Source organism: Microvirga sp. 2YAF29, from assembly GCF_052114605.1.
In the GTDB taxonomy this organism is placed as follows: domain Bacteria; phylum Pseudomonadota; class Alphaproteobacteria; order Rhizobiales; family Beijerinckiaceae; genus Microvirga.
This window is the reverse complement of record NZ_JBFRFB010000016.1, coordinates 25,522-46,226: the sequence shown is the minus strand read 5'-3', so window position 1 is coordinate 46,226 and position 20,705 is coordinate 25,522. Positions and strand designations below refer to the sequence as shown.

At 63.4% G+C, this 20,705-nt stretch carries 23 protein-coding genes; 15 read left to right on the top strand and 8 right to left on the bottom strand.

What is annotated here, in order from left to right:
• Position 1 precedes the first annotated feature (1 nt).
• On the top strand, positions 2-490 hold the full coding sequence (locus AB4Y85_RS17310) for a GNAT family N-acetyltransferase (RefSeq protein WP_441986162.1): 489 nt from the start codon (positions 2-4) through the stop codon (positions 488-490).
• Here the strand turns inward: AB4Y85_RS17310 and AB4Y85_RS17305 are convergent.
• Positions 487-1,473 (bottom strand): M23 family metallopeptidase, encoded by a 987-nt coding sequence (locus AB4Y85_RS17305; protein WP_441986161.1) that lies wholly within the window; start codon positions 1,471-1,473, stop codon positions 487-489. The genes AB4Y85_RS17310 and AB4Y85_RS17305 overlap by 4 nt on opposite strands.
• Positions 1,474-1,818: 345 nt before the next feature.
• On the opposite strand from AB4Y85_RS17305, the gene AB4Y85_RS17300 reads away from it, so the two are divergent.
• From AB4Y85_RS17300 to AB4Y85_RS17285, 4 genes are read left to right on the top strand one after another with little or no spacing between them, the layout of a single operon-like run.
• The gene (locus AB4Y85_RS17300; RefSeq protein WP_441986169.1) at positions 1,819-2,559 is read left to right on the top strand and encodes a heme ABC transporter permease; all 741 of its coding nucleotides are present in this window, start codon (positions 1,819-1,821) and stop codon (positions 2,557-2,559) included.
• Positions 2,559-2,714, top strand: coding sequence for a heme exporter protein CcmD (gene ccmD / locus AB4Y85_RS17295; protein WP_441986160.1), 156 nt, complete (start codon positions 2,559-2,561; stop codon positions 2,712-2,714). The genes AB4Y85_RS17300 and ccmD overlap by 1 nt, the downstream gene beginning before the upstream one ends.
• Positions 2,707-3,285: a DsbE family thiol:disulfide interchange protein gene (locus AB4Y85_RS17290; protein WP_441986159.1), complete on the top strand. Its 579-nt coding sequence runs from the start codon at positions 2,707-2,709 to the stop codon at positions 3,283-3,285. The genes ccmD and AB4Y85_RS17290 overlap by 8 nt, the downstream gene beginning before the upstream one ends.
• Positions 3,286-3,318: 33 nt before the next feature.
• Complete coding sequence (locus AB4Y85_RS17285) at positions 3,319-4,008, top strand: hypothetical protein (RefSeq protein ID WP_441986158.1); 690 nt, start codon at positions 3,319-3,321, stop codon at positions 4,006-4,008.
• Between the two features lie 5 nt (positions 4,009-4,013).
• Here the strand turns inward: AB4Y85_RS17285 and AB4Y85_RS17280 are convergent, their stop codons facing one another.
• The gene (locus AB4Y85_RS17280) at positions 4,014-4,493 is read right to left on the bottom strand and encodes a YaiI/YqxD family protein (protein ID WP_441986157.1); all 480 of its coding nucleotides are present in this window, start codon (positions 4,491-4,493) and stop codon (positions 4,014-4,016) included.
• Between the two features lie 184 nt (positions 4,494-4,677).
• Here AB4Y85_RS17280 and AB4Y85_RS17275 point away from each other — a divergent pair, with 184 nt between their 5' ends.
• Positions 4,678-6,054: an adenylate/guanylate cyclase domain-containing protein gene (locus AB4Y85_RS17275; RefSeq protein ID WP_441986156.1), complete on the top strand. Its 1,377-nt coding sequence runs from the start codon at positions 4,678-4,680 to the stop codon at positions 6,052-6,054.
• Positions 6,055-6,149: 95 nt separating this feature from the next.
• Here the strand turns inward: AB4Y85_RS17275 and AB4Y85_RS17270 are convergent, their stop codons facing one another.
• Entirely contained in the window at positions 6,150-6,746 is a 597-nt protein-coding gene (locus tag AB4Y85_RS17270) for a septation protein A (RefSeq protein WP_441986155.1), read from the bottom strand.
• Positions 6,743-8,122: a signal recognition particle-docking protein FtsY gene (ftsY, locus tag AB4Y85_RS17265; RefSeq protein ID WP_441986154.1), complete on the bottom strand. Its 1,380-nt coding sequence runs from the start codon at positions 8,120-8,122 to the stop codon at positions 6,743-6,745. Before ftsY ends, AB4Y85_RS17270 begins: the two co-directional genes overlap by 4 nt.
• A gap of 65 nt (positions 8,123-8,187) precedes the next feature.
• On the opposite strand from ftsY, the gene AB4Y85_RS17260 reads away from it, so the two are divergent.
• Positions 8,188-9,036 carry an RluA family pseudouridine synthase gene (locus tag AB4Y85_RS17260; protein ID WP_441986153.1) on the top strand — a complete coding sequence of 283 codons (849 nt, stop codon included), beginning with the start codon at positions 8,188-8,190 and terminating at the stop codon, positions 9,034-9,036.
• A 202-nt stretch (positions 9,037-9,238) separates the two neighbouring features.
• Here the strand turns inward: AB4Y85_RS17260 and mtaB are convergent, their stop codons facing one another.
• Positions 9,239-10,510, bottom strand: coding sequence for a tRNA (N(6)-L-threonylcarbamoyladenosine(37)-C(2))-methylthiotransferase MtaB (gene mtaB / locus AB4Y85_RS17255; protein WP_441986168.1), 1,272 nt, complete (start codon positions 10,508-10,510; stop codon positions 9,239-9,241).
• A gap of 113 nt (positions 10,511-10,623) precedes the next feature.
• A complete protein-coding gene (gene dapF / locus AB4Y85_RS17250; RefSeq protein ID WP_441986152.1) occupies positions 10,624-11,508 on the bottom strand; it encodes a diaminopimelate epimerase in 885 nt (294 codons plus the stop codon).
• 172 nt (positions 11,509-11,680) lie between these two features.
• Here dapF and AB4Y85_RS17245 point away from each other — a divergent pair, with 172 nt between their 5' ends.
• Complete coding sequence (locus AB4Y85_RS17245; RefSeq protein ID WP_441986151.1) at positions 11,681-12,526, top strand: GyrI-like domain-containing protein; 846 nt, start codon at positions 11,681-11,683, stop codon at positions 12,524-12,526.
• Here the strand turns inward: AB4Y85_RS17245 and AB4Y85_RS17240 are convergent.
• Positions 12,511-13,587 carry an MBL fold metallo-hydrolase gene (locus AB4Y85_RS17240; protein ID WP_441986150.1) on the bottom strand — a complete coding sequence of 359 codons (1,077 nt, stop codon included), beginning with the start codon at positions 13,585-13,587 and terminating at the stop codon, positions 12,511-12,513. The two genes, AB4Y85_RS17245 and AB4Y85_RS17240, sit on opposite strands and share 16 nt — an antisense overlap.
• Before the next feature lie 590 nt (positions 13,588-14,177).
• Between AB4Y85_RS17240 and AB4Y85_RS17235 the strand changes: the two genes are divergently transcribed.
• The 7 genes from AB4Y85_RS17235 to leuC all read left to right on the top strand — a co-directional run bounded on the left by AB4Y85_RS17235 (position 14,178) and on the right by leuC (position 20,216).
• Positions 14,178-14,393, top strand: a complete 216-nt coding sequence (locus AB4Y85_RS17235; RefSeq protein ID WP_441986149.1) for a glutathione S-transferase — start codon at positions 14,178-14,180, stop codon at positions 14,391-14,393.
• A gap of 2 nt (positions 14,394-14,395) precedes the next feature.
• The gene (gene ffh / locus AB4Y85_RS17230; RefSeq protein WP_441986148.1) at positions 14,396-15,952 is read left to right on the top strand and encodes a signal recognition particle protein; all 1,557 of its coding nucleotides are present in this window, start codon (positions 14,396-14,398) and stop codon (positions 15,950-15,952) included.
• A 67-nt stretch (positions 15,953-16,019) separates the two neighbouring features.
• A complete protein-coding gene (gene rpsP, locus AB4Y85_RS17225) occupies positions 16,020-16,385 on the top strand; it encodes a 30S ribosomal protein S16 (RefSeq protein ID WP_441986147.1) in 366 nt (121 codons plus the stop codon).
• Between the two features lie 50 nt (positions 16,386-16,435).
• On the top strand, positions 16,436-17,116 hold the full coding sequence (gene rimM, locus AB4Y85_RS17220) for a ribosome maturation factor RimM (protein ID WP_441986146.1): 681 nt from the start codon (positions 16,436-16,438) through the stop codon (positions 17,114-17,116).
• Positions 17,113-17,796, top strand: coding sequence for a tRNA (guanosine(37)-N1)-methyltransferase TrmD (gene trmD, locus AB4Y85_RS17215; RefSeq protein ID WP_441986145.1), 684 nt, complete (start codon positions 17,113-17,115; stop codon positions 17,794-17,796). The genes rimM and trmD overlap by 4 nt, the downstream gene beginning before the upstream one ends.
• A 392-nt stretch (positions 17,797-18,188) precedes the next feature.
• On the top strand, positions 18,189-18,584 hold the full coding sequence (rplS, locus tag AB4Y85_RS17210; RefSeq protein ID WP_441986144.1) for a 50S ribosomal protein L19: 396 nt from the start codon (positions 18,189-18,191) through the stop codon (positions 18,582-18,584).
• A 225-nt stretch (positions 18,585-18,809) separates the two neighbouring features.
• Positions 18,810-20,216, top strand: a complete 1,407-nt coding sequence (gene leuC, locus AB4Y85_RS17205; RefSeq protein ID WP_441986143.1) for a 3-isopropylmalate dehydratase large subunit — start codon at positions 18,810-18,812, stop codon at positions 20,214-20,216.
• 74 nt (positions 20,217-20,290) lie between these two features.
• Here leuC and AB4Y85_RS17200 read toward each other — a convergent pair whose 3' ends face one another.
• Entirely contained in the window at positions 20,291-20,584 is a 294-nt protein-coding gene (locus tag AB4Y85_RS17200; RefSeq protein WP_441986142.1) for a hypothetical protein, read from the bottom strand.
• Positions 20,585-20,705 lie beyond the last annotated feature (121 nt).

Below are 20,705 nucleotides of genomic sequence, written 5' to 3'. Positions count from 1 at the left end.
GGTGAACGGACGCCTCGTTCTTCGCATGCGCCGCTTATTGGACGAGCCTGTGTCGCAGCCGGTGTGGCCGAAGGGCATCCGCATCGTCCCCTTCGAGCCGGAGCGGCATGCGCCCGAAATCCATGCTCTTCTCGTCGCCGCCTATGCGCAGGGTGGCGGCTATGTGGAGCCGCTCAGCATCTGGTGGCCGAGCCTCAAGGGCGATACCGAATACGATCCCGGCCTTTGCTTCATCGCCGCCGATGAAGAGGGCCGCATCGTCGGCGTGGCGCAATGCTGGACCAGCGCCTTCCTCAAGGATCTCGCAGTTAATCCAAACAGGCGGGGGCAGGGACTGGGCTCAGCATTGATCCTCGAAGCCCTGCAGGCCTTCAGGCAACGCGGCGCGCCGCATGTCGATCTGAAGGTCGAGGCGGACAACCCGTCGGGCGCCCTTCGCCTCTACCGCTCTCATGGTTTCGAAGAAGTCGAGTCCTACAGGCTGGATTAGGGCCTCAGACTGATCCCGAAAGCCTGCTCGATGGCGGGCTTGCCGCCGCGCTCCACGCGGTAGATGGCGCGGTAGAGGCCGGCTTTGAAACCGCCTTCAGGCTGCTTCACGCCTGCGAACATCATCCATTGCGCCTTGGTGCGGTCGAGAGGCGGAGCTTTGTTCTGGGCGAGCGGCTTGCCGTCCGGGTCGATGAGGGTCAGCGTCTGCACGTCGCCACCCTTCAGGGCAATCGTGCGCACATAGGCCACGAGGGCAGGGGATTTCGTCGTTGGCACATCCTGCTCCGTCGAGCCTGACTCGACCGCCTCCATGGTCACCGGGCCGAGGGCGAAGCCTTTGTTCAGCACGGTGCCAGTCTGGTAGCCGAGGGCGTTCTGCAAGGAGGCCTCCCACAAGGATTTTCCGCCGCCGCAGGATTTTTCCGGCGCGCCATAGGCAAAGGGATCGACGGGCTTGCCGTCCTTGATGAGCGTGAAGTGCAGATGGGGAAATTCGGTCAGCCCCGACAGGCCGACCTGCCCGATCTTCTCACCGGCCTTCACCTCGCGCCCCGAACGGACGGTGAGGCTGCCCTTCGCCATATGGCAATAGGCCGTGCGCCAGCCATTGCCGTGGTCGATCACCACCGCGTTGCCGCAGCCGATCTGCGAGATCTTCTCGCGGGTCTCATCCGTCACGAAGACATCGGGCACGCCCTCGCGGGTGTTCGCGACCTTGCCGTCGGCGGCGGCCACCACATCGACCCCGGCTTTCTGCGCGGGCATGTTCAGGAGGCGGAAATCGGTGCCGTCATGCTTATCGTCGCCCAGGGAGCCGCATTGGTAATCCCGAACCTCCGACGACGGGTCGTGATCCACGTATTTCTGGATGAAGCAGGTGCGCCCCAACTCGCAGGCAATCGGTAGGCGCAACGAGATGTCCTGCGCCGAAGCAAGAGCCGGCCAGGCTAAGGCGAAAAGACTCAAGGTTAGAAGGCGCATGATTGCTCCGTAACAGAGATGCGTAAGCATAGGATATTTCCGGTGGCGAATGAAAGGCGCGCTCTTTTCCCTCAACCTCAGGAAGAGGTGAAGGGGCGCTTCACTTAGAAAGCTCTCACCCAATCGCACCACCCCCACCCTGACCCTCCCCGCAAGGGGGAGGGGAGAAGTGGCGCTTCATGCCGATCTGCCGGGAATGACACCAGAGACTTCCTGCCCCTACGCAGATTTCCTGACTGCCTTTGGCCCCAAGACGCGCTAAAGAAGCCCAACTCTGGCGAAATCGTTATTCCTGCGGCGTGCGTGCGCGTTGCAGCCGCGCCCAAGGGCCGCTACATCGTGCGTATGATCCGTGAGCTTGCCAATCCGACCCGTTTCATGAGCCTCAGCCGCGCGCTTCTGCCGTGGGTGGGTGGGCTGGCGGCGATTCTGCTCGGGGTCGGCCTCTACATGGTCTGGTTCGTGGCCCCCGCCGATTATCAGCAGGGCGAGACGGTCAAGATCATGTATATCCACGTGCCGGCGGCTTGGCTGTCCCTGTTCTTCTACATGATCATGGCAAGCTCTGCTTTGGGCACACTCGTCTGGCGCCATCCGTTGGCGGATGTGTCTCAGAAGGCTGCGGCTCCCATCGGCGCGGCGTTCACGCTGATCTGCCTCGTCACCGGTTCGCTCTGGGGCAAGCCCATGTGGGGCACCTATTGGCAGTGGGATGCCCGGCTTACCTCCATGCTGGTGATGCTGCTCATCTATCTCGGCATTCTCGCGCTCTGGCGCGCCATCGAGGAGCCGAACCGCGCCGCCCGCGCGGTGTCGATCCTGACTCTCGTTGGTGCGGTGAACGTGCCCATCGTGAAGTTTTCGGTCGATTGGTGGAACACCCTGCACCAGCCGGCCTCGGTGTTCCGCATCGATGGCCCGACGATCCATTCCTCCATGCTCGTGCCGCTTCTGGTGATGGCCTTGGCCTTCACCTTCATCGGCATTGGCCTGCATCTTTCCGGCATGCGCACGGAAATCCTGCGCCGCCGGGTGCGGACGCTCACCATCCTCGAGGCCGAGCGCCTCGACGCACAGGCCGCGTGATGACGCATACCTTCTTCATCGTCTTGTCTTATCTCGTCACGGCCGTGGTCATAACCGGGCTGATCCTGCGTGCCGTCATCGACCACCGCATTCAGACCCGTTCGCTCGCGGAACTCGAAACACGCGGCGTGGGCCGGAGGTCGCGCCGTGGCTGAGGCAAGCGCATCGCCGCGTTTCCGGCTGATCTACGGTGTGCCGGTTCTCGTCTTCGTCGTGCTGGCGGTCCTGTTCTTCGTGCAGCTGACCTCGGGGCGGAACCCGTCCGAGATTCCGTCCGTCCTTCTCAACAAGCCGGTGCCGGTCTTCAATCTCGCGCCGCTCGAAGGCCTTTCCGCCAATGGCAGCCCCGTGCCGGGCTTCTCCAACGAGGACTTTAAGGGCCGCGTCACTATCGTGAATGTCTGGGCCTCCTGGTGCGCGCCTTGCCGGCAGGAGCATCCGCTCCTCGTCGATCTCGCAAAGGACCCGTCCGTGCGCGTGGTCGGCATCAACCAGAAGGACAATCCCGACAACGCCCGCCGCTTCCTCGGCGCGCTCGGCAATCCGTACTCTGCCGTCGGTGTCGATCCGAACGGCCGCGCTTCCATCGACTGGGGCGTCTACGGCGTGCCGGAAACCTTCATCGTCGGCCCCGATGGCATGATCCGCTACAAGCATATCGGCGCGCTGACGCCGGAGAATTTTTCAGCATTCAAAGAGAAGTTGCGCGCGGTCACCGCCGGGTAATAGAGTTGCTGTTCGTAGCAGCGCTCATGCCCCATGTCAGTTAACGATCCCGCTTTAGATTCGGCCCCACTTTCCGAGACGCAGATTTATTATTTTTCGCGATCTCGAATAGCTTTTGCCACAATTCTCTTCATCGCATTCACCGTTGTGCCGCCCGTAGTCCTGGCTTGGTTCAGCCTCGATCCGGATTGGATGCCGGAACAACCTAATTTCTCCCGTTGGGTCGGCAGAGGCAGGAGGGGAGCGGCAGGCCTCTTTTACGCTTTGATCTTTTGGGCCTTCTTCGTTCTGTTCATGAAGTTGCCCTTTTGGGTTAGAATCCCCTTCCTTCTTTGGTCGAGCTACAAGTTCTTGCGCTTTTTCATGCTTCGCGGATGGCGGGCATTTGATCGGAAGCCTGATTTCAGCATCTCTTCGGAAGGCATAAGCGGCTGGAGTGGCCGCACCTTTCACCATGTGCCTTGGTCGGAGATCACGAAACTCGATGTGAGAATCCACCAATCAAAATTTGGAAGTTTCGATATCGACTCTCCGAAAAGACACCTCGAATTCCAAGGGCCGGAGACGGGGCCGCGGCGCTTCTTCGATACGCTTCCCCCGAAGAAGATAGAGATCCATTACCAGCAGGGTCTTTTTCCCGAGAAGTCGGAAAACATCCTGCGTATTGTTCAGAAATACCGTCCTGATCTGGTGAATGAAGAGGACCTGTTCGAGCTTGCCTAAACCTCTCAGCCGCCAAATCCCGACCGCTTCAGCCGGTTGATCGCCACATCCAGCGCCGAAAGAAAAGCCGATCTGTCCTTGGCCGAGAACGGCTTCGGCCCGCCGGTCACGTCACCCATGGCGCGTAGATCCTCCATCAGGTTGCGGGTAGCGAGCGCCATGCCGATGGAGGCCTCCGAGAACGGCTTGCCGGTGGGGCCGATCACATCCGCGCCCGCCGTCACGCAGCGATGGGCAAGCGGAATATCGGCGGTGATCACAATAGTGCCGCGCCTTGCCCGCTCGGCAATCCAGTCATCCGCCGCATCGAAGCCGGTGCTGACCAGAACGCGCTCGATCAAGGGGCTTTGCGGCACGTTCATGAACGCGTTCGCCACCACGAAAACCTTTATGCCGTGTCGCTCCGCGACCTTGTAGATTTCCGGCTTCACCGGGCAGGCATCCGCATCGACAAAAATTTCGATCGTCTGGGCGGGCTGGGTCATGGACCTATATTCCTGGAAAGTGAGACTTTTTGAACGCGACCGTTCGGAAAGCGTTGCTTCATCGATCAGTAATGGGCGCCCGGGCACCTGTCGCTATCGAAAACACTAAAGCATCGGACCCAAAAGTGGACTTGCACTTCTGGGATCCGTCCGATGCTCTAAGAGCCGGAACATCGAGACAAAAGTGGCCCCTCCATCCCGCATCCGATCCGCCTGGATCTCCTTACGCAGAACCCGCACGGGACAGGAACTGAGCGATGCCACGCAGCGGCTGATCCGCGAGGCGGATACGGGCGCGCTTCAGCGGGCAGGCCTCGCGCGCATCGTGGTGGCGGGGCTTCTGCTGATGACGGTGCTGATCACGACCGGCAGCATCGACATCACCAATCCCGTGGCGGTCAAGCAGATCTGGGTGGCGGAGCTGACATTGGCTCTCTTCGGTGCGCTCGGCTGGGTCGGGGCATGGCTTGCCTCGAAACGCATCGCGGTGAACCGGCTGCCGACGATCACGGCGGTGATCGATGCCCTGCTGATCCTCGGCAATCTCGGCTATAGCCATTGGGGGCTGGGTGTTCCGGGCAGCTTCTTCACCATCTTTCCCGTCATCTGGGTGGTGCCCATCACCATGGCTGCGGCGGCGATCCACTACCAACCGCGCCTTCAGGCCTTCGTCGCCGCGATCTATGTGGCGGGCCTGCTTCTTCTGAGCTTCGGCGGGCCAGCCACGACCCAGACAGAGCGCAGCGAGGATCTCGCCCGGCTCTCCGGCCTGTTCTCCGATCAGGCCAATCTCGTGCGCCTCGTGATGATTCTGGCGGCGGCGCTGATCCTGATCCTCGTGGCGCGGCAGGGTCGTATCCTGCTGGAGCGGGCGGTGCGGGAAACCACCTTGCGGGTATCCCTGACTCGGTACCTGCCGACCGAACTGGCGCCGATCCTCACCGAGCAGGCCTTCTCTTCCTTACGCGAGGGACGGCGCATCCGCGTGACCGTACTCTTCGTGGACATGCGCGCCTCGACCTCCTTCGGCGAGACCATGGACCCGTCGCAGCTGGCCGTCTTCATCACCTCGTTCCGGCGGCGCGTGCTCAGGGCCGCGGCCCGGCATGGAGGCGTGATCGACAAGTTTACCGGCGACGGCGCGCTGATCCTGTTCGGCGTGCCGAATGGGGGAGAGGACGATGCGCACCGTGCGCTCGATTGCGGGCGCACCCTGCTGCGGCTCATCGAACGCTGGAACGAGAAGCGCAGATTCGATCCGCCGGTGCGCATCGGCATCGGCATCCATACGGGCGATGTGTTCTGCGGCGTGGTGGGCGATGAGAGCAGGCTCGAATTCACGGTCGTCGGCGAGACCGTCAACATCGCCGCCCGCATCGAGCAGGCGACGAAAGGCACGGATTGCGAGCTGCTGGCTTCAGTGGAAACGGTACGGGACGCAGGCGAGGATGCGTTCTGGACGGCAATCGCGCACGATCCGCTGCCGGGCGTCACGCGCAATGTGGTTCTGATGAAGCCGGTTTCCGATAAGCCGATCCAACTCCCACAAACCTCATCGTAAGAAGCCGCTGCAAGCAACTTCCCTAGGATGAGGGTGGTGAGAGTGGAAATGGAGTTTGGATCACCAGCATAAGGCCGGTGATGACGTGATGATTGTCAGACCTCGTCCGCCTTCTTGGCTTCATGCCGCAGGATAAGCGGCATCTGCGACAGCGCGAAGGCGACGGTGAGCGGCATGATGCCGAAGACCTTGAAGCTCACCCAGAAATCCGTTGTCTGCGTGCGCCATACGATCTCGTTGATGACAGCCAGCAACAGGAAGAACAACGCCCAGCGGAAGGTGAGCTTGCGCCAGCCCTCGTCGGTGAGCTCGAACACGCTGTCGAGGACGATCTGAAGCAGGGGCTTGCGGAAATAGAGCCCGCCGAGCAAGGCGATGCCGAAAAGACCGTTCACGATGGTGGGCTTCAGCTTCAGGAACGTATCGTCCTTGAGCAGCAGCGTCAGGCCGCCGAAGGCCACCACGAACACCGCCGAGACGAGCGGCATGATCGGCAGCTTGCGCACCAGCAGGTAATTGACGGCGAGCGCGATCAGCGTGGCCGGGATGAACAGGCCCGTCGCCACGAAGAAGCGCTGGTCCTCTCTGATGCCGAAGCGGTCCGCATAGGCATTGGCCATGAAGAACAGGACCAGCGGCCCGAGTTCGAGGGCGATCTTGAGGAAGGGAGGGAGGCGCTTTTCGTCTGTCATGAGGTTGCTTCTAACCCGGCAATGGCTTTCGCGAAATCCCCTGCGGTAAAAGGCTCCAGATCCTCCACGCCCTCACCGACGCCGATAAAGTGCACGGGCAGGCCGAATTTGGCGGCGAGCGCTACCAGGATGCCGCCGCGCGCGGTGCCGTCGAGCTTGGTCATGACGAGGCCCGTCACGCCCGCCGTCTTCTGGAACAGCTCGACCTGGCTCACCGCGTTCTGGCCGACGGTGGCGTCGAGCACGAGAAGGGTGGCGTGCGGCGCGCCCTCGTCGAACTTCCTGATCACGCGGACGATCTTTTCGAGCTCGGCCATGAGCCCGGCCTTGTTCTGGAGGCGGCCCGCCGTGTCGATGAGCAGCACATCGGTGCCGTTGGCCTTGGCTTCCTGCAAAGCGTCGAAGGCCAGGCCCGCCGCATCGGCACCCTGCTCGCGGGCGAGAACCGGCGCGCCGACCCGGTCGCCCCAGATCTTCAGCTGCTCGATGGCCGCCGCGCGGAAGGTGTCGCCAGCCGCCAGCATGACCTTCAGGCCTTGGTTGCGGAACTTCTGGGACAGCTTGCCGATGGTGGTGGTCTTGCCAGCGCCGTTCACGCCGACCATGAGGATCACGAAAGGCTTCTTCGCGCGGTCGATATGGAGCGGCTGGGCCACGGGCTGAAGGGTCTTCTCCACCTCGCTCGCCAGGATGGTGCGCACCTCCTGAGGAGAAATTTCCTTGTTGTAGCGCCCCGCCGAAATCGCCTCGGTGATGCGCAGGGCGGTAGGCACGCCGAGATCCGCCTGGATCAGCGCATCCTCCAAGTCCTGCAAGGTCGCATCGTCGAGCTTGCGCTTGGTGAAGAGGCCCGTGACGCTGTCCGACAGAGACGAGGAGGTGCGGCGCATGCCATCCGTCAGGCGCTGCCACCAGCCCTGGGCTGGGGCTTGCGTAGATTCAGGCGCGGGAACCGTCACTTCGGCAGGGGCAGGGGCAGGGGCAGGGGCAGGGGCAGGGGCAGGGGGGAGAGCAGGAGCGGCAGGCAGCTCGACCGCCCGGGCCTCGACAGCAGGCGCAACGTCAGGCCGAGGTTCGGGAGTCTGTTCGGTAGCAATCTGCGGGACCGGCTCCAGCGGTGCGAGACCCTCCGGCTCCATGCCTTCCACGGGCTGGAGATCGGCCCCTGCCAGTTCGGCGGGCAGCTTCTTCTCCGTATCGGGCGAGGCCGTCGTGACACTGGACGGCACAGCCGTCAGGTTGTCCGCAGTGTTGGCGGGCGGAGAGGGCATCGCCTCCGGCTCGCCCCCGGCCTTCGGAGCTTCCGGCGCGGTTTCGGCCTTGCGCCCGAAGAGGCGGGAGAAAAATCCGGGCTTGTCTGGCGTCGACTCGGCCATGCTTTGCTTTACCTCTAAAATTCTTGTGCTTGATTTAACATGGAAGCCTCGATAGCCGAGGCGTCATGAATGCGGAAGAGATAGTAAGCCGATTGCTGTATCGCGATGCCCTGATGCTCGTGATCGACAAACCCGCCGGCCTGCCGGTGCATCCCGGCCCGAAAGGTGGCGAGACCCTGTTTCACCATCTCGATTCCCTGCGCTTCGGCCTGCCGCGCCGTCCGGAGGCGGCCCACCGTCTCGACAAGGACACGTCCGGCTGCCTCATCCTCGGCCGTCATCCGAAGGCTATCGCCCGCCTCAACGAGCTTTTTCGCAGAAACGAAGTCGACAAGGTCTATTGGGCCGTGGTCGAGGGTGGGCCTGAGGCGGACGAGGGCGAGATCAAATTGGCCCTCGCGCCGAAATCACCGGATCGCGGCTGGTGGATGAAGGTAGACCCCAAGGGCCAACCTTCACTGACCAAGTGGAAAGTTCTGGGCCGCTCCATCTCCCCCTTGAGGGGGGAGGTCGCGCCGGAGGCGCGGGAGGGGGTGGGAAACGAGAGCTCCCGGAATTCAGCGCTGCCACCCCACCCCGGATCGCTGACGCGCTCCTACCCTCCCCCTCAAGGGGAGGGTGAAGGACGGCTCACCCTTCTCGAACTCCGCCCCATTACAGGCCGCACCCATCAGCTGCGGGTCCATTGCGCCGCCATGAACTTCCCGATCCTGGGCGATCCGATCTACGGCACCGCCCCGCGCTTTCATGGCCCTGGCCTGCACCTTCACGCTCGAAGCGTAAGCGTGCCGCTCTATCCGAAGAAGCCGCCGATCCTCGTGGAAGCGCCGGTGCCGGAGCATATGCGGGAGCGGGTGAGAGCCTGTGGCGTCATCCCGTACGGCGCAGCCGAGCCGGGATCGTCGGCAGAATAGGGCGTCCGAACCACAACGCTGTCATTCCCGCGAAGGCGGGAACCCAGAAACACCGAAGTTGCAGAGTGAAGCTATTCGGGTCGACGCGCTTTTCTTGCAGCATCATGGTTCTGGATTCCCGCCTTCGTGGGGATGACAATGCTTCATTCTGCATGCGATCCCGGATCTTCGCTGCGCTTCGTCCGGGATGACAATCATCCAATCATGCCGCCAGCAAACCCTTGCCGTCGTGTCCTGCGATCATCGTCGGCACGATCGTTCCCTGCTTCACCTCTCCCGTGAAGCGTACAAGCGTAAAGCCTTCCGTGCGGCCGACCTGGTTGGCTTCAATCAGCACGTTGCGCCGTGCGCCGACTTCCCCGCTCAAATGTTTCAGCAATGCAGCCTCGCCCTTGTCGCGAAGTCTTTTCGCGCGGTCCTTCACCACGTCACGCGCGAGCTGCGGCATGCGGGCGGCGGGGGTGCCGGGGCGTGGTGAGAACGGGAAGACGTGGAGATGGGTGAGGCCGCATTCCTCGACGATGTCGAGTGAGCGTGAAAACATCTCCTCGGTTTCCGTCGGGAAGCCCGCGATGATGTCGGCGCCGAAGACCATGTCGGGGCGAAGCTGCTTCACCTGCTCGCAAAAGGCGATGGCATCGCTCCGCAGGTGCCGGCGCTTCATGCGCTTTAAAATCATGTCGTCGCCCGCCTGAAGCGAGAGATGCAGATGCGGCATCAGGCGGCTCTCGTTGGCGATGGCATCGAGCAGATCGTCATCGGCCTCCACGGAATCGATGGAGGAGATGCGCAGCCGCTCCAGTTCCGGCACATGCCGCAGAATGCTTTTCACGAGCGCGCCGAGCTTCGGCTCTCCCGGCAGGTCCGTGCCGTAGCTCGTGATGTCGACGCCGGTGAGCACCACCTCGCGCGAGCCGTGCTCGACGAGGATACGCACTTGGCTGACCACCGCGCCCATGGGCACAGAGCGTGAATTGCCACGGCCATACGGGATGATGCAGAAGGTGCAGCGGTGGTCGCAGCCGTTCTGCACCTGCACGAAGGCGCGGGTATGCCCGCGTACGCCGTCGATGAGATGCATGGCGGTTTCCTTCACCGCCATGATGTCGTTGACGAGAACCTTTTCGGTCTGGCCCACGCCGAAATCGCGCATGGCGTTCCAGGTCTCAGGCCTCATCTTCTCATGATTGCCGAGAACTTGAGCCACCTCCGGCATGGAGGCGAAGGTTTCGGGCTCCACCTGCGCGGCGCAGCCCGTCACGATGATGCGGGCATCGGGCTTATCGCGCGCGATCCTGCGAATGGATTGACGCGCCTGACGCGTCGCCTCGGAGGTCACCGCGCAGGTATTGACGATGATCACCTCGCCGAGCCCCGCGTCTTCCGCGTGGCGCTGCATGGTCTCCGACTCATAGATGTTGAGCCGGCAGCCGAAGGTGACCACTTCGACGCCGGGGCGCGTCGAAGTGGTCATCCCCGGCGAGCGCAGCGAGGGAAGGGGATCCCGTTCCGTCATAGCCTCACCCGGATTCCCTTCCCCTCCAGCGGCTCTGCCGCTTCCGGCCGGGAATGACACATCACGATCCATCAGGCCGCCCCCGCGAACAGGGCCGGGGCGAAGGTGCCCTCGTGCTCCAGCTCGGTCGGTCCCGTCATGAGGACATGGTCGTCGCTCTCGCGCCATTCGATGACGAGATCGCCGCCGGGAAGCGTCACTCGCGCTTTACGGCCGGTCAGGCCCTTGCGGGCGCCGGCGACAACGGTGGCGCAGGCTGCGGAGCCGCAGGCGCGGGTGGCGCCGGCACCGCGTTCCCAGACGCGCAAGATAACGTGTTCGGGGCTGGTGACCTGAGCAAACGAGATGTTCGCCCGCTCCGGGAAAACCGGGTCATGCTCGAATTTCGGGCCAATGACGGCAAGGTCATAGGCCATCGCGTTCTCGACCCAGAAGATCGCATGCGGATTGCCCATGCTGACCACGGACGGGCCCGCGAGTTCGGGAGCCTCGGGAAGCTTGGTATCGACAGCAATCGTGCCCGTATCGGCTACGGGATCACGCAAGGGAATGTCGTTCCAGGCAAGACGCGGCGGGCCCATATCCACGGTGAACACGGTCTCGGACATGCGCTCCACCGGCAGAAGTCCTGCCTTGGTTTCGAGTATGAGTTTGCCTTGCGAGGCGCGGCCGATCACCGTGTCCGACAGCATGGCCCAGGCCACGCAGCGGGTGCCGTTGCCGCAGGCGCCGGACTCCGAGCCGTCGGTGTTGTAGATGCGCATATAGGCATCCGTGCCGGGCGTAACGGAATCGTGCAGCACCATCAGCTGGTCGAAACGCGAGCGGGGGTCGGCCGCAATGGCGCGGGCTTCCGGCGCGCTCACGCGCAGGCCGGTGCCGCGCAGGTCCAGCACGGTAATCTCGTTGCCGAGACCGTTCATCTTGAGAAAACGGAGGTTCGCCAAAGGGCTCATGGTCGTGCTCATGAGCCGTATATGGCCGAAAACTTGGGAAACCGCGAGAGGGAAGCTTTAACCCTGCTTCCATCCGTCCTCCAAAGTGACGCTTGGTCCATCTCGCGGCGGCGCACAAACCCCCTTATGCTCCCGCCCATCACCGTCTCGTGATTCGAGGTTAAGGCTTTCCATGCGGCTGCGCTCCACCACCATCTGTCTCGTGCTCGCCCTCTGCTCAAGCGTAGCCCTGGCCCAGACTCCACCGGCCGCCGATACGGCCCCGTCCGCGCCCGCAGCTTCCGAGCCTGCGCCTTCGGCTCCGCCAGCGGCAACGCCTGCCACGCCGGCAGCGCCCGCTCCTACGAGCCCGGCCTCTGCCGCTCCGGAAACGCCTGCCCCCACGACACCAGCCCCTCCCGCGACCGCTGAACCCGCTCCGGCTCCCTCGCAAACTCCAGCAACGCCCGCCCCGTCACAGGCGCAGCCTGCTCCCGCGACGCCTCCGGCAACCCCTGCGCCGGCGCAGCAGGCGGGCCGCACGACCCTGTTCCCCAACCCGAGCGACCCGACCGGCGTGGAGGAGGGCGTTCTCGTCTCCAAGCCCACCATCGTGTTCACTGGCACGAGCACCTGGGACGATGCCTTCACCAACCTCAAGAATACCTTCGCCAAGCTCGAGGACGAATTGAAGAAGGCGGGCATCGCGCCAACCGGCCGTCCGCTCACGATCTTCGTCCATACGGACGACAACGGCTTCAAATACGAGGCGATGGTCCCGATCGCGCAGATCCCTGAGGGCAAGACCGAGCTGACGCCCGAGATCAAGTTCGGCAAGACGCCGGAGGGCAAGTCCTTCCGCTTCGTGCACAAGGACGCCTATGACGAGATCGACGGCACCTACGAGACGATCACCGCCTATCTCGACATCAAGGAAATCACCGCCAAGGACGCCTTCATCGAGGAATACGTGAGCGCCTTCACGGATTCCCAGGACACCAATTTCGAGGTGAACATCTACGTTCAGCCGAAGGACTGAGGGACAGCCTGCCACACCTCGCCGGGCCGTAACGGCTTGAACAGCCCCGGCGGAATCTCCAATTGTTCAAGCGCCGTCGCCAGTTCCTGCGGCGGTTCGTCGACCGCTTCATTCGTCAGGCGGAACGTGCCCCAATGGTGGCCGAGCGCCTGTTCCGGTTCGACGATGCTGAACACCTTTACCGCATCGTCCGGGTTCATGTGCTGCGGCTCCATGAACCAGCGCGGCTCATAGGCGCCGATGGGGATATGGGCGAGGCGGATCGCGCCGAAGCGCTCGCGCACCGCATGGAAAATCTTGCCGTCGCCGAAGCCTGTATCGCCGATATGGTAGATCGTGCCGGCAGGCGTGGTGAGCAGATAAGCACACCAGAGCGCCATCCGCCGGTCGTTGATGCCGCGCGCGGACCAATGATAGGCGGGTTCCAGATGGACGGTGACGCCCTGGCCGAGATCGACCGACCCGCCCCAATCGCGGGTCTCGACCGCGATGTCGGGATGGTCTGCGTTGATAATGGTGTCGTTGCCCAGAGGCGCCACGACACGCGGGCGATGGCGTTGCCAGAGACGGCCCAGGGTCTCGATGTCGAGGTGGTCGTAATGGTTGTGCGTGATCAGCACCGCATGGATCGGCGGCAGGTCCTCGAAGGCGACGCCCGGCGGGTTCACGCGCTTCGGGCCTGAGAACGAGACCGGGCTCGCCCGCTGGGAAAACACCGGATCGGTGAGGATATTGAGCCCCGCCACCTGGATCAGGAAGGAGGCGTGCCCGATCAGCGTCACCCGCAGGTCCTTCACCTCAGCCGGAGGCTTGTCCTGAAAGGGGCTCGGGAAACTCTCCGGCCAGTCCTTGCGCCCGCCGCTCAGCTGCCAGCGCAGCAATTCGGCAAAGCCCTTGTCCTGCGGCTGATTGGGCAAAAAGAACCTCACCCCGTCGAAATGGTCGCTCACCGGCCCCTGGTAATAGCGGTTCGACGCTCGGGCGGCGGTCATCCACCCGAAGGTGCCGCCGGCGGCGATGGCGGGGAAGCTGAGGGCTTTGAGGAGGGTGCGGCGATTCATACGTCATCGAGGTCCTGAAGGAGCCTTAAGCGTGGGGGTTCGGGAGGGCTTCGGCAAGATGCCGTGGCGTTATTCTGGACGCCAGGTGTCATCCCTGACGGCATAAGCTGATCCGGGATCGCTTTCAGAGTAAGGCACACCCCTTTGTCATTCCGGGGCCGCGCAGCGGAGCCCGACCCGAAGGGCCGCGCCGAAGACGTGGAAACCCATAACCGCGACGATTGAAAGAAAGCACTTCGAGCCGGACGGCTTTATTCTGCATCTACGGTGTTTATGGGTTCCGGGCTCTCGCTAACGCTCGCCCCGGAATGACAGCGGATCGTGCTCTATCCTGCACACGATCCCGGATCGGCTGTGCCGTCCGGGATGACGCGCAAGTTCGGCTGACACGGTCAAGCTCCTTCAACTTTTCCGTTTTCTGCCTTTTCCTTGACTCTGCGTCTCCATTCCTCTATCGCCTGACCGCAAATCTGTAGAGCGAGCCCTTATGAGCCGCCGACCAGCCCGAGAGGCTGGAGGTCAACGTCCGACAGCGCGATGCGCCCTCGGGCGCGCTTTCATTTGGGTTTCGCGATTGGGAAACGTGACGGATGTCGAAAGACACATTGCGCATCGAGGACGCGGTCAACGAGACCTGCCCGTGGTCGGAAAAGCCGATCGCGGCGGATTCGCTCACCCTCTATCGCGGCGAAGTGGTCGGCTTCTGCAATCCCGGTTGCCGCGACAAGTTCGAGGCGGCAATCAACCAGTTTGAAAAGGCCATCGCGGATCGCGATGTACCACTCATTGCAAAAGGAATTGAGTGATCATGTTCGAAGGCCTTTCCGATAAACTTTCCAACATCCTGAATTCCCTCACGCGCCGCGGCGCGCTGACGGAAGAGGATGTGAACGCGGCGCTCCGCGAAGTCCGCCGCGCGCTGCTCGAAGCCGATGTGGCGCTCGAGGTCGTGCGTTCGTTTACGGACAAGGTGCGCGCCCGCGCGGTCGGTGCTGAGGTCATCAAGTCGGTCTCGCCCGGCCAGCAGGTAGTGAAGATCGTCCACGATCAGCTCGTGGACATGCTGGGCTCGGATGCGGAGGTGATCAGCCTCAACGCGGTTCCGCCCGTCGGCATTCTGATGGTGGGCTTGCAGGGTTCCGGTAAGACGACCACCACCGCCAAGATTGCCAAGCGCCTGACGGATCGCGAGAACCGCAAGGTTCTCATGGCCTCGCTCGATACGCGCCGTCCGGCGGCGATGGAGCAGCTCGCCGTGCTTGGCAAGCAGGTGGGCGTCGATACGCTTCCCATCGTGGCGGGCCAGTCGGCGGTGCAGATCGCGCAGCGCGCCATGGAGGCCGCGCGCCTCGGCGGATACGACGTGGTGATGCTCGACACGGCAGGCCGCGTGACCGTGGACGAGGCGCTGATGGTGGAAGCAGCCGACGTGCGCGCCGCCACCAACCCTCACGAGGTTCTGCTCGTGGCGGATGCGCTGACCGGCCAGGACGCGGTCAACACCGCGCGCGCCTTCGATGAGCGCCTTGGCGTCACCGGCATCGTGCTGACCCGTATGGATGGCGATGCGCGCGGCGGTGCCGCGCTATCGATGCGCGCCGTGACGGGTAAGCCGATCAAGCTCATCGGCACGGGCGAAAAGGTCGATGCGCTGGAGGAGTTTCATCCCTCGCGCGTTGCCAACCGCATTCTCGGCATGGGCGATATCGTCTCGCTGGTCGAGAAAGCCGCCGAGAACTTCGACGCGGCGCAGGCCCAGCGCATGGCCGACAAGATGCGCAAGGGCAAGTTCGACCTTGAAGACCTGCGCGATCAGCTGGCCCAGATGGAAAAGCTCGGCGGCCTTGGCGGCCTGATGGGCATGATGCCCGGCGTCGCCAAGATGAAGTCGCAGCTCGCGAACGCCAATCTCGACGACCGGGTCATCAAGCGCCAGCGCGCCATCATCGATTCCATGACGCCCGCCGAGCGCCGCAACCCGGATATCCTGAAAGCCTCGCGCAAGAAGCGCATCGCATCCGGCTCCGGTACGAAGCCCGAAGACATCAACAAGCTGCTCAAAATGCACCGCCAGATGGCCGACGTCATGAAGATGATGGGCGGCGGCAAAGGCAAGGGCATGGCAGGCCAGCTCGGCAAGATGTTCGGCATCGGCGGCGGCGGAATGGGCGGCATGCCCCAGCCGACCCCGGAGCAGATCGAGGCGCTGCAGAAGCAGATGGGCGGCAAGCTCCCCGATTTCCCCGGCGGCGCGGGCGGTGCTCTGCCTCCCATGCCGAAGGGTGTGCCGGGCCTGCCGGGTCTCGGGCCGAAGATCCCCGGACTTCCGAGCATCGGCGGTTTCCCGTTTGGGAAGAAGAAATGATTTTTCGCCGTATCGGTCGAGCCGATGCGGCACAGGTTTGATCACAGGACACTAGAAGGAGAAACCCATGTCCCTGAAGATCCGTCTCACCCGTGGTGGTGCGAAGAAGCGTCCCTATTACCGTATCGTCGTGGCCGATTCGCGCTCCCCGCGCGATGGCCGCTTCATCGAGAAGGTCGGCACCTACGACCCGATGAAGCCGAAGGATGACGCAACCCGCGTGACCCTCGACATCGAGAAGATCAAGTCCTGGCTCGCCAAGGGCGCCCAGCCGACCGATCGCGTTCTGCGTTTCCTCGACGTTGCCGGCCTCCTGAAGCGTCCGGCCCGCAGCAACCCGCAGAAGGCCGTCCCGGGCAAGAAGGCCCAGGAGCGCGCCGACGCCAAGGCCGCTGCCGCCGCTGCTCCGGCTGGCGAAGGCGAGGCTGCTTAAGCACCATGACACGGGGGCGCAACCCATCCTCCCCTCGAGGGGGAGGGTCGATGCTGCGTGAGCAGCGGCGGGGTGGGGTGGAAACACCCCGTTCTGCAAGGTCGCGCCCCCACCCCACCCCGGACCTGCGGTCCGACCCTCCCCCTCAAGGGGAGGGTAGCGGTGCGGCTCTAGCGGGAAGAACCGACCTCGTCCTCGTGGGCGAGTTCGGCCGCTCGCATGGCCTCAAGGGCGAGGTGCGGCTGAAATCCCATACCGGCGATCCGCAGGCGATTGCCGAGTACAAGCCGCTTATCGCAACGAGCGGCAAAACCTATTCCCTCAAGACTGTGCGTCAGGCTCCCGGCGGCGCGCCGGATATCCTGATCGCCGTCGTCGACGGTGTGACCACGCGCGAGGCCTCCGAGGCGTTGAACCGCGTGCAGCTCTATCTGGAACGCGACAAGCTTCCGCCGCCTGACGAAGAAGACGAATTCCTGCTCGCCGACCTGATCGGTCTGACCGTTCAGAACGAAGCTGGCAAAACCATCGGCACCATCGTGGCCGTGCCGAATTACGGCGGCGGCGATCTTCTCGAAATCGCGCCCGCCAGCAAAGGCCCGACGGCGCTACTGCCGTTCACGAAAGCCTTCGTCCCGAGTGTCGATATCATGGCTAAGCGCGTGATCGCAGCAACCCCGGACGATTTCTTCGAGATCGGCAAGCCCGAACCCGGCGAGGATAGCGCGTGAGTTTCTCCGCCACCATCCTCACGCTTTACCCTGAGATGTTTCCAGGCCCGCTCGGTATCTCGCTTGCGGGTGATGCGCTGTCGCGCGGCGTGTGGTCGTTGGAAGCGAGGAACATCCGCGATCACGGCCTCGGCCGTCACCGCACCGTCGACGATACGCCCGCAGGCGGCGGCCCCGGCATGGTGCTTCGCTGCGATGTGCTGGGCGCTGCCATCGATGACGCCGTCACGCCTGATGATCCGCGTCCAAAGCTGCTCATGAGCCCGCGCGGTAAGCCGCTTACTCAATCTTACGCACATGAACTCGCAGCCGGTCCCGGCGCCGTCATCGTCTGCGGCCGCTTCGAGGGCGTGGACGAGCGCGTGATCGAAGCACGCGGGTTGCAAGAGGTGTCCATCGGCGATTACGTCCTCTCCGGCGGCGAGATGGCGGCGATGATCGTGCTCGATGCCTGCGTGCGTCTTCTACCCGGCGTCATGGGTAAGGAGGCCTCCGGCACCGAGGAGAGCTTCGAGACGAACCGCCTCGAATATCCGCATTACACAAGGCCGAGAGAATGGGAGGGGCGCCCCATCCCCGACGTTCTGCTGAACGGCAACCACGCCCATATCGAGCGCTGGCGGCGCGAGGAATCGGAGCGGATCACGCGCGAGAGACGGCCGGATCTGCTGGAGCGGTGACCGAGAGTGTCATCCCGGACGGCAAAGCCGATCCGGGATCGCGGGCAGGATGAGGCCCCCTATTGTCATTCCGGGGCGCCGCAGGCGAGCCCGGAACCCATAGCCCCCGAATGCGCAGAAGAAGCACGCCAACACAAACAGCCTTCTCTTGTATCTGCAGTGTTTATGGGTTCCGGGCTCTCGCTAACGCTCGCCCCGGAATGACAGAGGGGTGTGCTTCATCCCGCTCGCGGTCCCGGGTTCTGCTTCGCAGCCCCGGGATGACCATCTGGCTTCTGACCGCTCGACAATCCCCCAAAACTCCTGTATAGGCGCGGCCTTAACTTAAAACAGGACGCCGAAATCCAGCTGGCTTGGGGATACCTAAGACCATGCAACGGCAGGAGTAAGACATGAACCTCATTCAGCAGCTCGAGCAAGAGCAGATTGCCAAGCTCGGCAAGACCATTCCCGATTTCCAGCCCGGCGATACCCTCATCGTCAATGTGAAGGTCAAGGAAGGCGAGCGCTCCCGCGTGCAGGCCTATGAAGGCGTCTGCATTGCCCGTAACGGCGGCGGCATCCAGGAGAGCTTCACGGTCCGCAAGATTTCCTACGGCGAAGGCGTGGAGCGTGTGTTCCCGGTCTATTCGCCGAACGTCGAGTCCATCAAGGTCGTGCGCCGCGGCGCCGTCCGCCGCGCCAAGCTGTACTACCTGCGCGACCGTCGCGGTAAGTCGGCCCGTATCGCCGAGCGCGCTGACCGCCAGGACAAGAACAAGAACAAGACCCCGGCTGCCGCCGAGTAAGGCCTGTTCTCCAATTCCCGGATTTCGGAAAGCGCGGTCGAAAAGCCGCGCTTTTTTGTTTGTCGACATAAGCGTTGCCGATGAGCATCGTTCGAAAAATTTAATTGCGCGTTCAGCTCATTCAGCTATGCGATACTTTCAAGGCGCTGCGCGTTTGGGACACCTTTTCCTGATGAGCGGGAGGCGCTAAACACGACTTTCCTTGACGATCGATGGAAGAGAAAAATGGCTGACCCGCGTACGCTCTACGACAAGATCTGGGACGACCACGTCGTCGATCGGCAGGCTGACGGGACGTGCCTTCTCTACATTGACCGCCACCTCGTGCACGAAGTGACGAGCCCCCAGGCCTTCGAAGGCCTGCGCATGACGGGCCGCAAGGTGCGCCAGCCGGGCAAGACCCTGGCCGTGGTGGACCACAACGTGCCGACCTCGGACCGCACGCAGGGCATCGAAGACCCTGAATCCGCCCTCCAGGTCGCGACTTTGGCCGAAAACGCCAAGGAGTTCGGCGTCGAATATTACAACGAGCTCGATACCCGCCAGGGCATCGTGCACGTGGTGGGGCCGGAGCAGGGCTTCACCCTGCCGGGCATGACCATCGTCTGCGGCGACAGCCACACCTCGACCCATGGCGCCTTCGGCGCGCTGGCCCACGGCATCGGCACGTCCGAGGTCGAGCATGTGCTCGCCACCCAGACGCTGATCCAGAAGAAGGCCAAGAACATGCGCGTGACTGTGGATGGGCAGCTGCCCGCCGGCGTCACCGCGAAGGACATCACGCTCGCCATCATCGGCGAGATCGGCACCGCCGGCGGCACCGGCCACGTGATCGAATATGCCGGCGAGGCGATCCGCTCTCTCTCCATGGAAGGCCGCATGACGGTCTGCAACATGTCCATCGAGGGCGGTGCCCGCGCGGGCATGGTGGCTCCCGACGAGAAGACCTATGCCTATCTGAAGGATCGCCCCAAGGCGCCGAAGGGCGAAGCCTGGGAAGCGGCCCTTCGTTACTGGGACACCCTGCGCACGGAGCAAGGCGCGCATTTCGACACTGAATTGCGCCTCGATGCCGCCAACCTGCCTCCCATCGTCACCTGGGGCACCAGCCCGGAGGATGTGATCTCGGTGGCGGGCGCGGTGCCGAACCCGGATGAGATCAAGGACGAGAACAAGCGCCTCTCCAAGTGGCGCGCACTCGAATATATGGGCCTCAAGCCCGGCCAGAAGATCACCGACATTATGCTCGACCGCGTCTTCATCGGCTCCTGCACCAATGGCCGCATCGAGGATTTGCGGGCCGTGGCAAAGGTGGTCGAGGGCAAGCAGGTTCATCAGGCCGTCAACGCCATGATCGTTCCCGGATCGGGCATCGTGAAGATGCAGGCCGAGGCCGAAGGCCTCGACAAGATCTTCCGGGCCGCTGGTTTCGACTGGCGCGAGCCCGGCTGCTCCATGTGCCTGGCCATGAACGCTGACCGCCTCTCCCCCGGCGAGCGCTGCGCCTCCACCTCGAACCGCAATTTCGAAGGCCGTCAGGGCTTCAAGGGCCGGACTCACCTCGTCTCTCCCGCCATGGCGGCGGCAGCGGCGATCGCGGGTCGGTTCGTGGACATCCGAACCTTCGGCTGATCGGCTTCCAGACCAAACAAAAAGGCTGCGGTTGAGCTCAACCGCAGCCTTTTTGATTTCAGATGGTGGCGTGCTTAGTCGACGTAGCGGCGCCCGCCCGCCACGACCTGACGGCAGACTTCGACCGGACGGCGCACGATGACGCCATTGCCGCGGACACGCTCACGGTATTCCGTCCGGCAGACGGTGCGGGCACGGGCGGGACGGACATAACGGCGCTCGACCACACGCTCACGATAAGCGGGGCGGTTCTGTTCCACACGCACGCCGCCGGGGCCGATCCGAACATCCACGCCTTGAGCCGACGCCGCGCCGGCGCCGAGAGCCGTCAGTCCGGCTACAGCCAGAACTCCAAGAATCTTACGCATTGTTGCCTCACAAAGGATTGCCTATTCGGGGGTGTTAACGGCAAACGGCCAAAGGCGTTCCGTTTATTGACCGCCCGATCAAGCTTATGGTTGCGCAATGCTTAAAGGCCGCCGGAGGGGA

Coding starts and splice junctions, on each gene's coding strand:
- ftsY (WP_441986154.1), bottom strand. CDS start 8,122: ATGGCCGAGTCGACGCCAGACAAGCCCGGATTTTTCTCCCGCCTCTTC.
- AB4Y85_RS17260 (WP_441986153.1), top strand. CDS start 8,188: ATGAATGCGGAAGAGATAGTAAGCCGATTGCTGTATCGCGATGCCCTG.
- leuC (WP_441986143.1), top strand. CDS start 18,810: ATGGCTGACCCGCGTACGCTCTACGACAAGATCTGGGACGACCACGTC.
- rpsP (WP_441986147.1), top strand. CDS start 16,020: ATGTCCCTGAAGATCCGTCTCACCCGTGGTGGTGCGAAGAAGCGTCCC.
- AB4Y85_RS17240 (WP_441986150.1), bottom strand. CDS start 13,587: ATGAATCGCCGCACCCTCCTCAAAGCCCTCAGCTTCCCCGCCATCGCC.
- mtaB (WP_441986168.1), bottom strand. CDS start 10,510: ATGACCACTTCGACGCGCCCCGGCGTCGAAGTGGTCACCTTCGGCTGC.
- ccmD (WP_441986160.1), top strand. CDS start 2,559: ATGACGCATACCTTCTTCATCGTCTTGTCTTATCTCGTCACGGCCGTG.
- AB4Y85_RS17280 (WP_441986157.1), bottom strand. CDS start 4,493: ATGACCCAGCCCGCCCAGACGATCGAAATTTTTGTCGATGCGGATGCC.
- AB4Y85_RS17305 (WP_441986161.1), bottom strand. CDS start 1,473: ATGCGCCTTCTAACCTTGAGTCTTTTCGCCTTAGCCTGGCCGGCTCTT.
- AB4Y85_RS17235 (WP_441986149.1), top strand. CDS start 14,178: ATGTCGAAAGACACATTGCGCATCGAGGACGCGGTCAACGAGACCTGC.
- AB4Y85_RS17300 (WP_441986169.1), top strand. CDS start 1,819: ATGATCCGTGAGCTTGCCAATCCGACCCGTTTCATGAGCCTCAGCCGC.
- AB4Y85_RS17270 (WP_441986155.1), bottom strand. CDS start 6,746: ATGACAGACGAAAAGCGCCTCCCTCCCTTCCTCAAGATCGCCCTCGAA.
- rimM (WP_441986146.1), top strand. CDS start 16,436: ATGCTGCGTGAGCAGCGGCGGGGTGGGGTGGAAACACCCCGTTCTGCA.
- ffh (WP_441986148.1), top strand. CDS start 14,396: ATGTTCGAAGGCCTTTCCGATAAACTTTCCAACATCCTGAATTCCCTC.
- AB4Y85_RS17245 (WP_441986151.1), top strand. CDS start 11,681: ATGCGGCTGCGCTCCACCACCATCTGTCTCGTGCTCGCCCTCTGCTCA.
- rplS (WP_441986144.1), top strand. CDS start 18,189: ATGAACCTCATTCAGCAGCTCGAGCAAGAGCAGATTGCCAAGCTCGGC.
- dapF (WP_441986152.1), bottom strand. CDS start 11,508: ATGAGCCCTTTGGCGAACCTCCGTTTTCTCAAGATGAACGGTCTCGGC.
- AB4Y85_RS17285 (WP_441986158.1), top strand. CDS start 3,319: ATGTCAGTTAACGATCCCGCTTTAGATTCGGCCCCACTTTCCGAGACG.
- AB4Y85_RS17200 (WP_441986142.1), bottom strand. CDS start 20,584: ATGCGTAAGATTCTTGGAGTTCTGGCTGTAGCCGGACTGACGGCTCTC.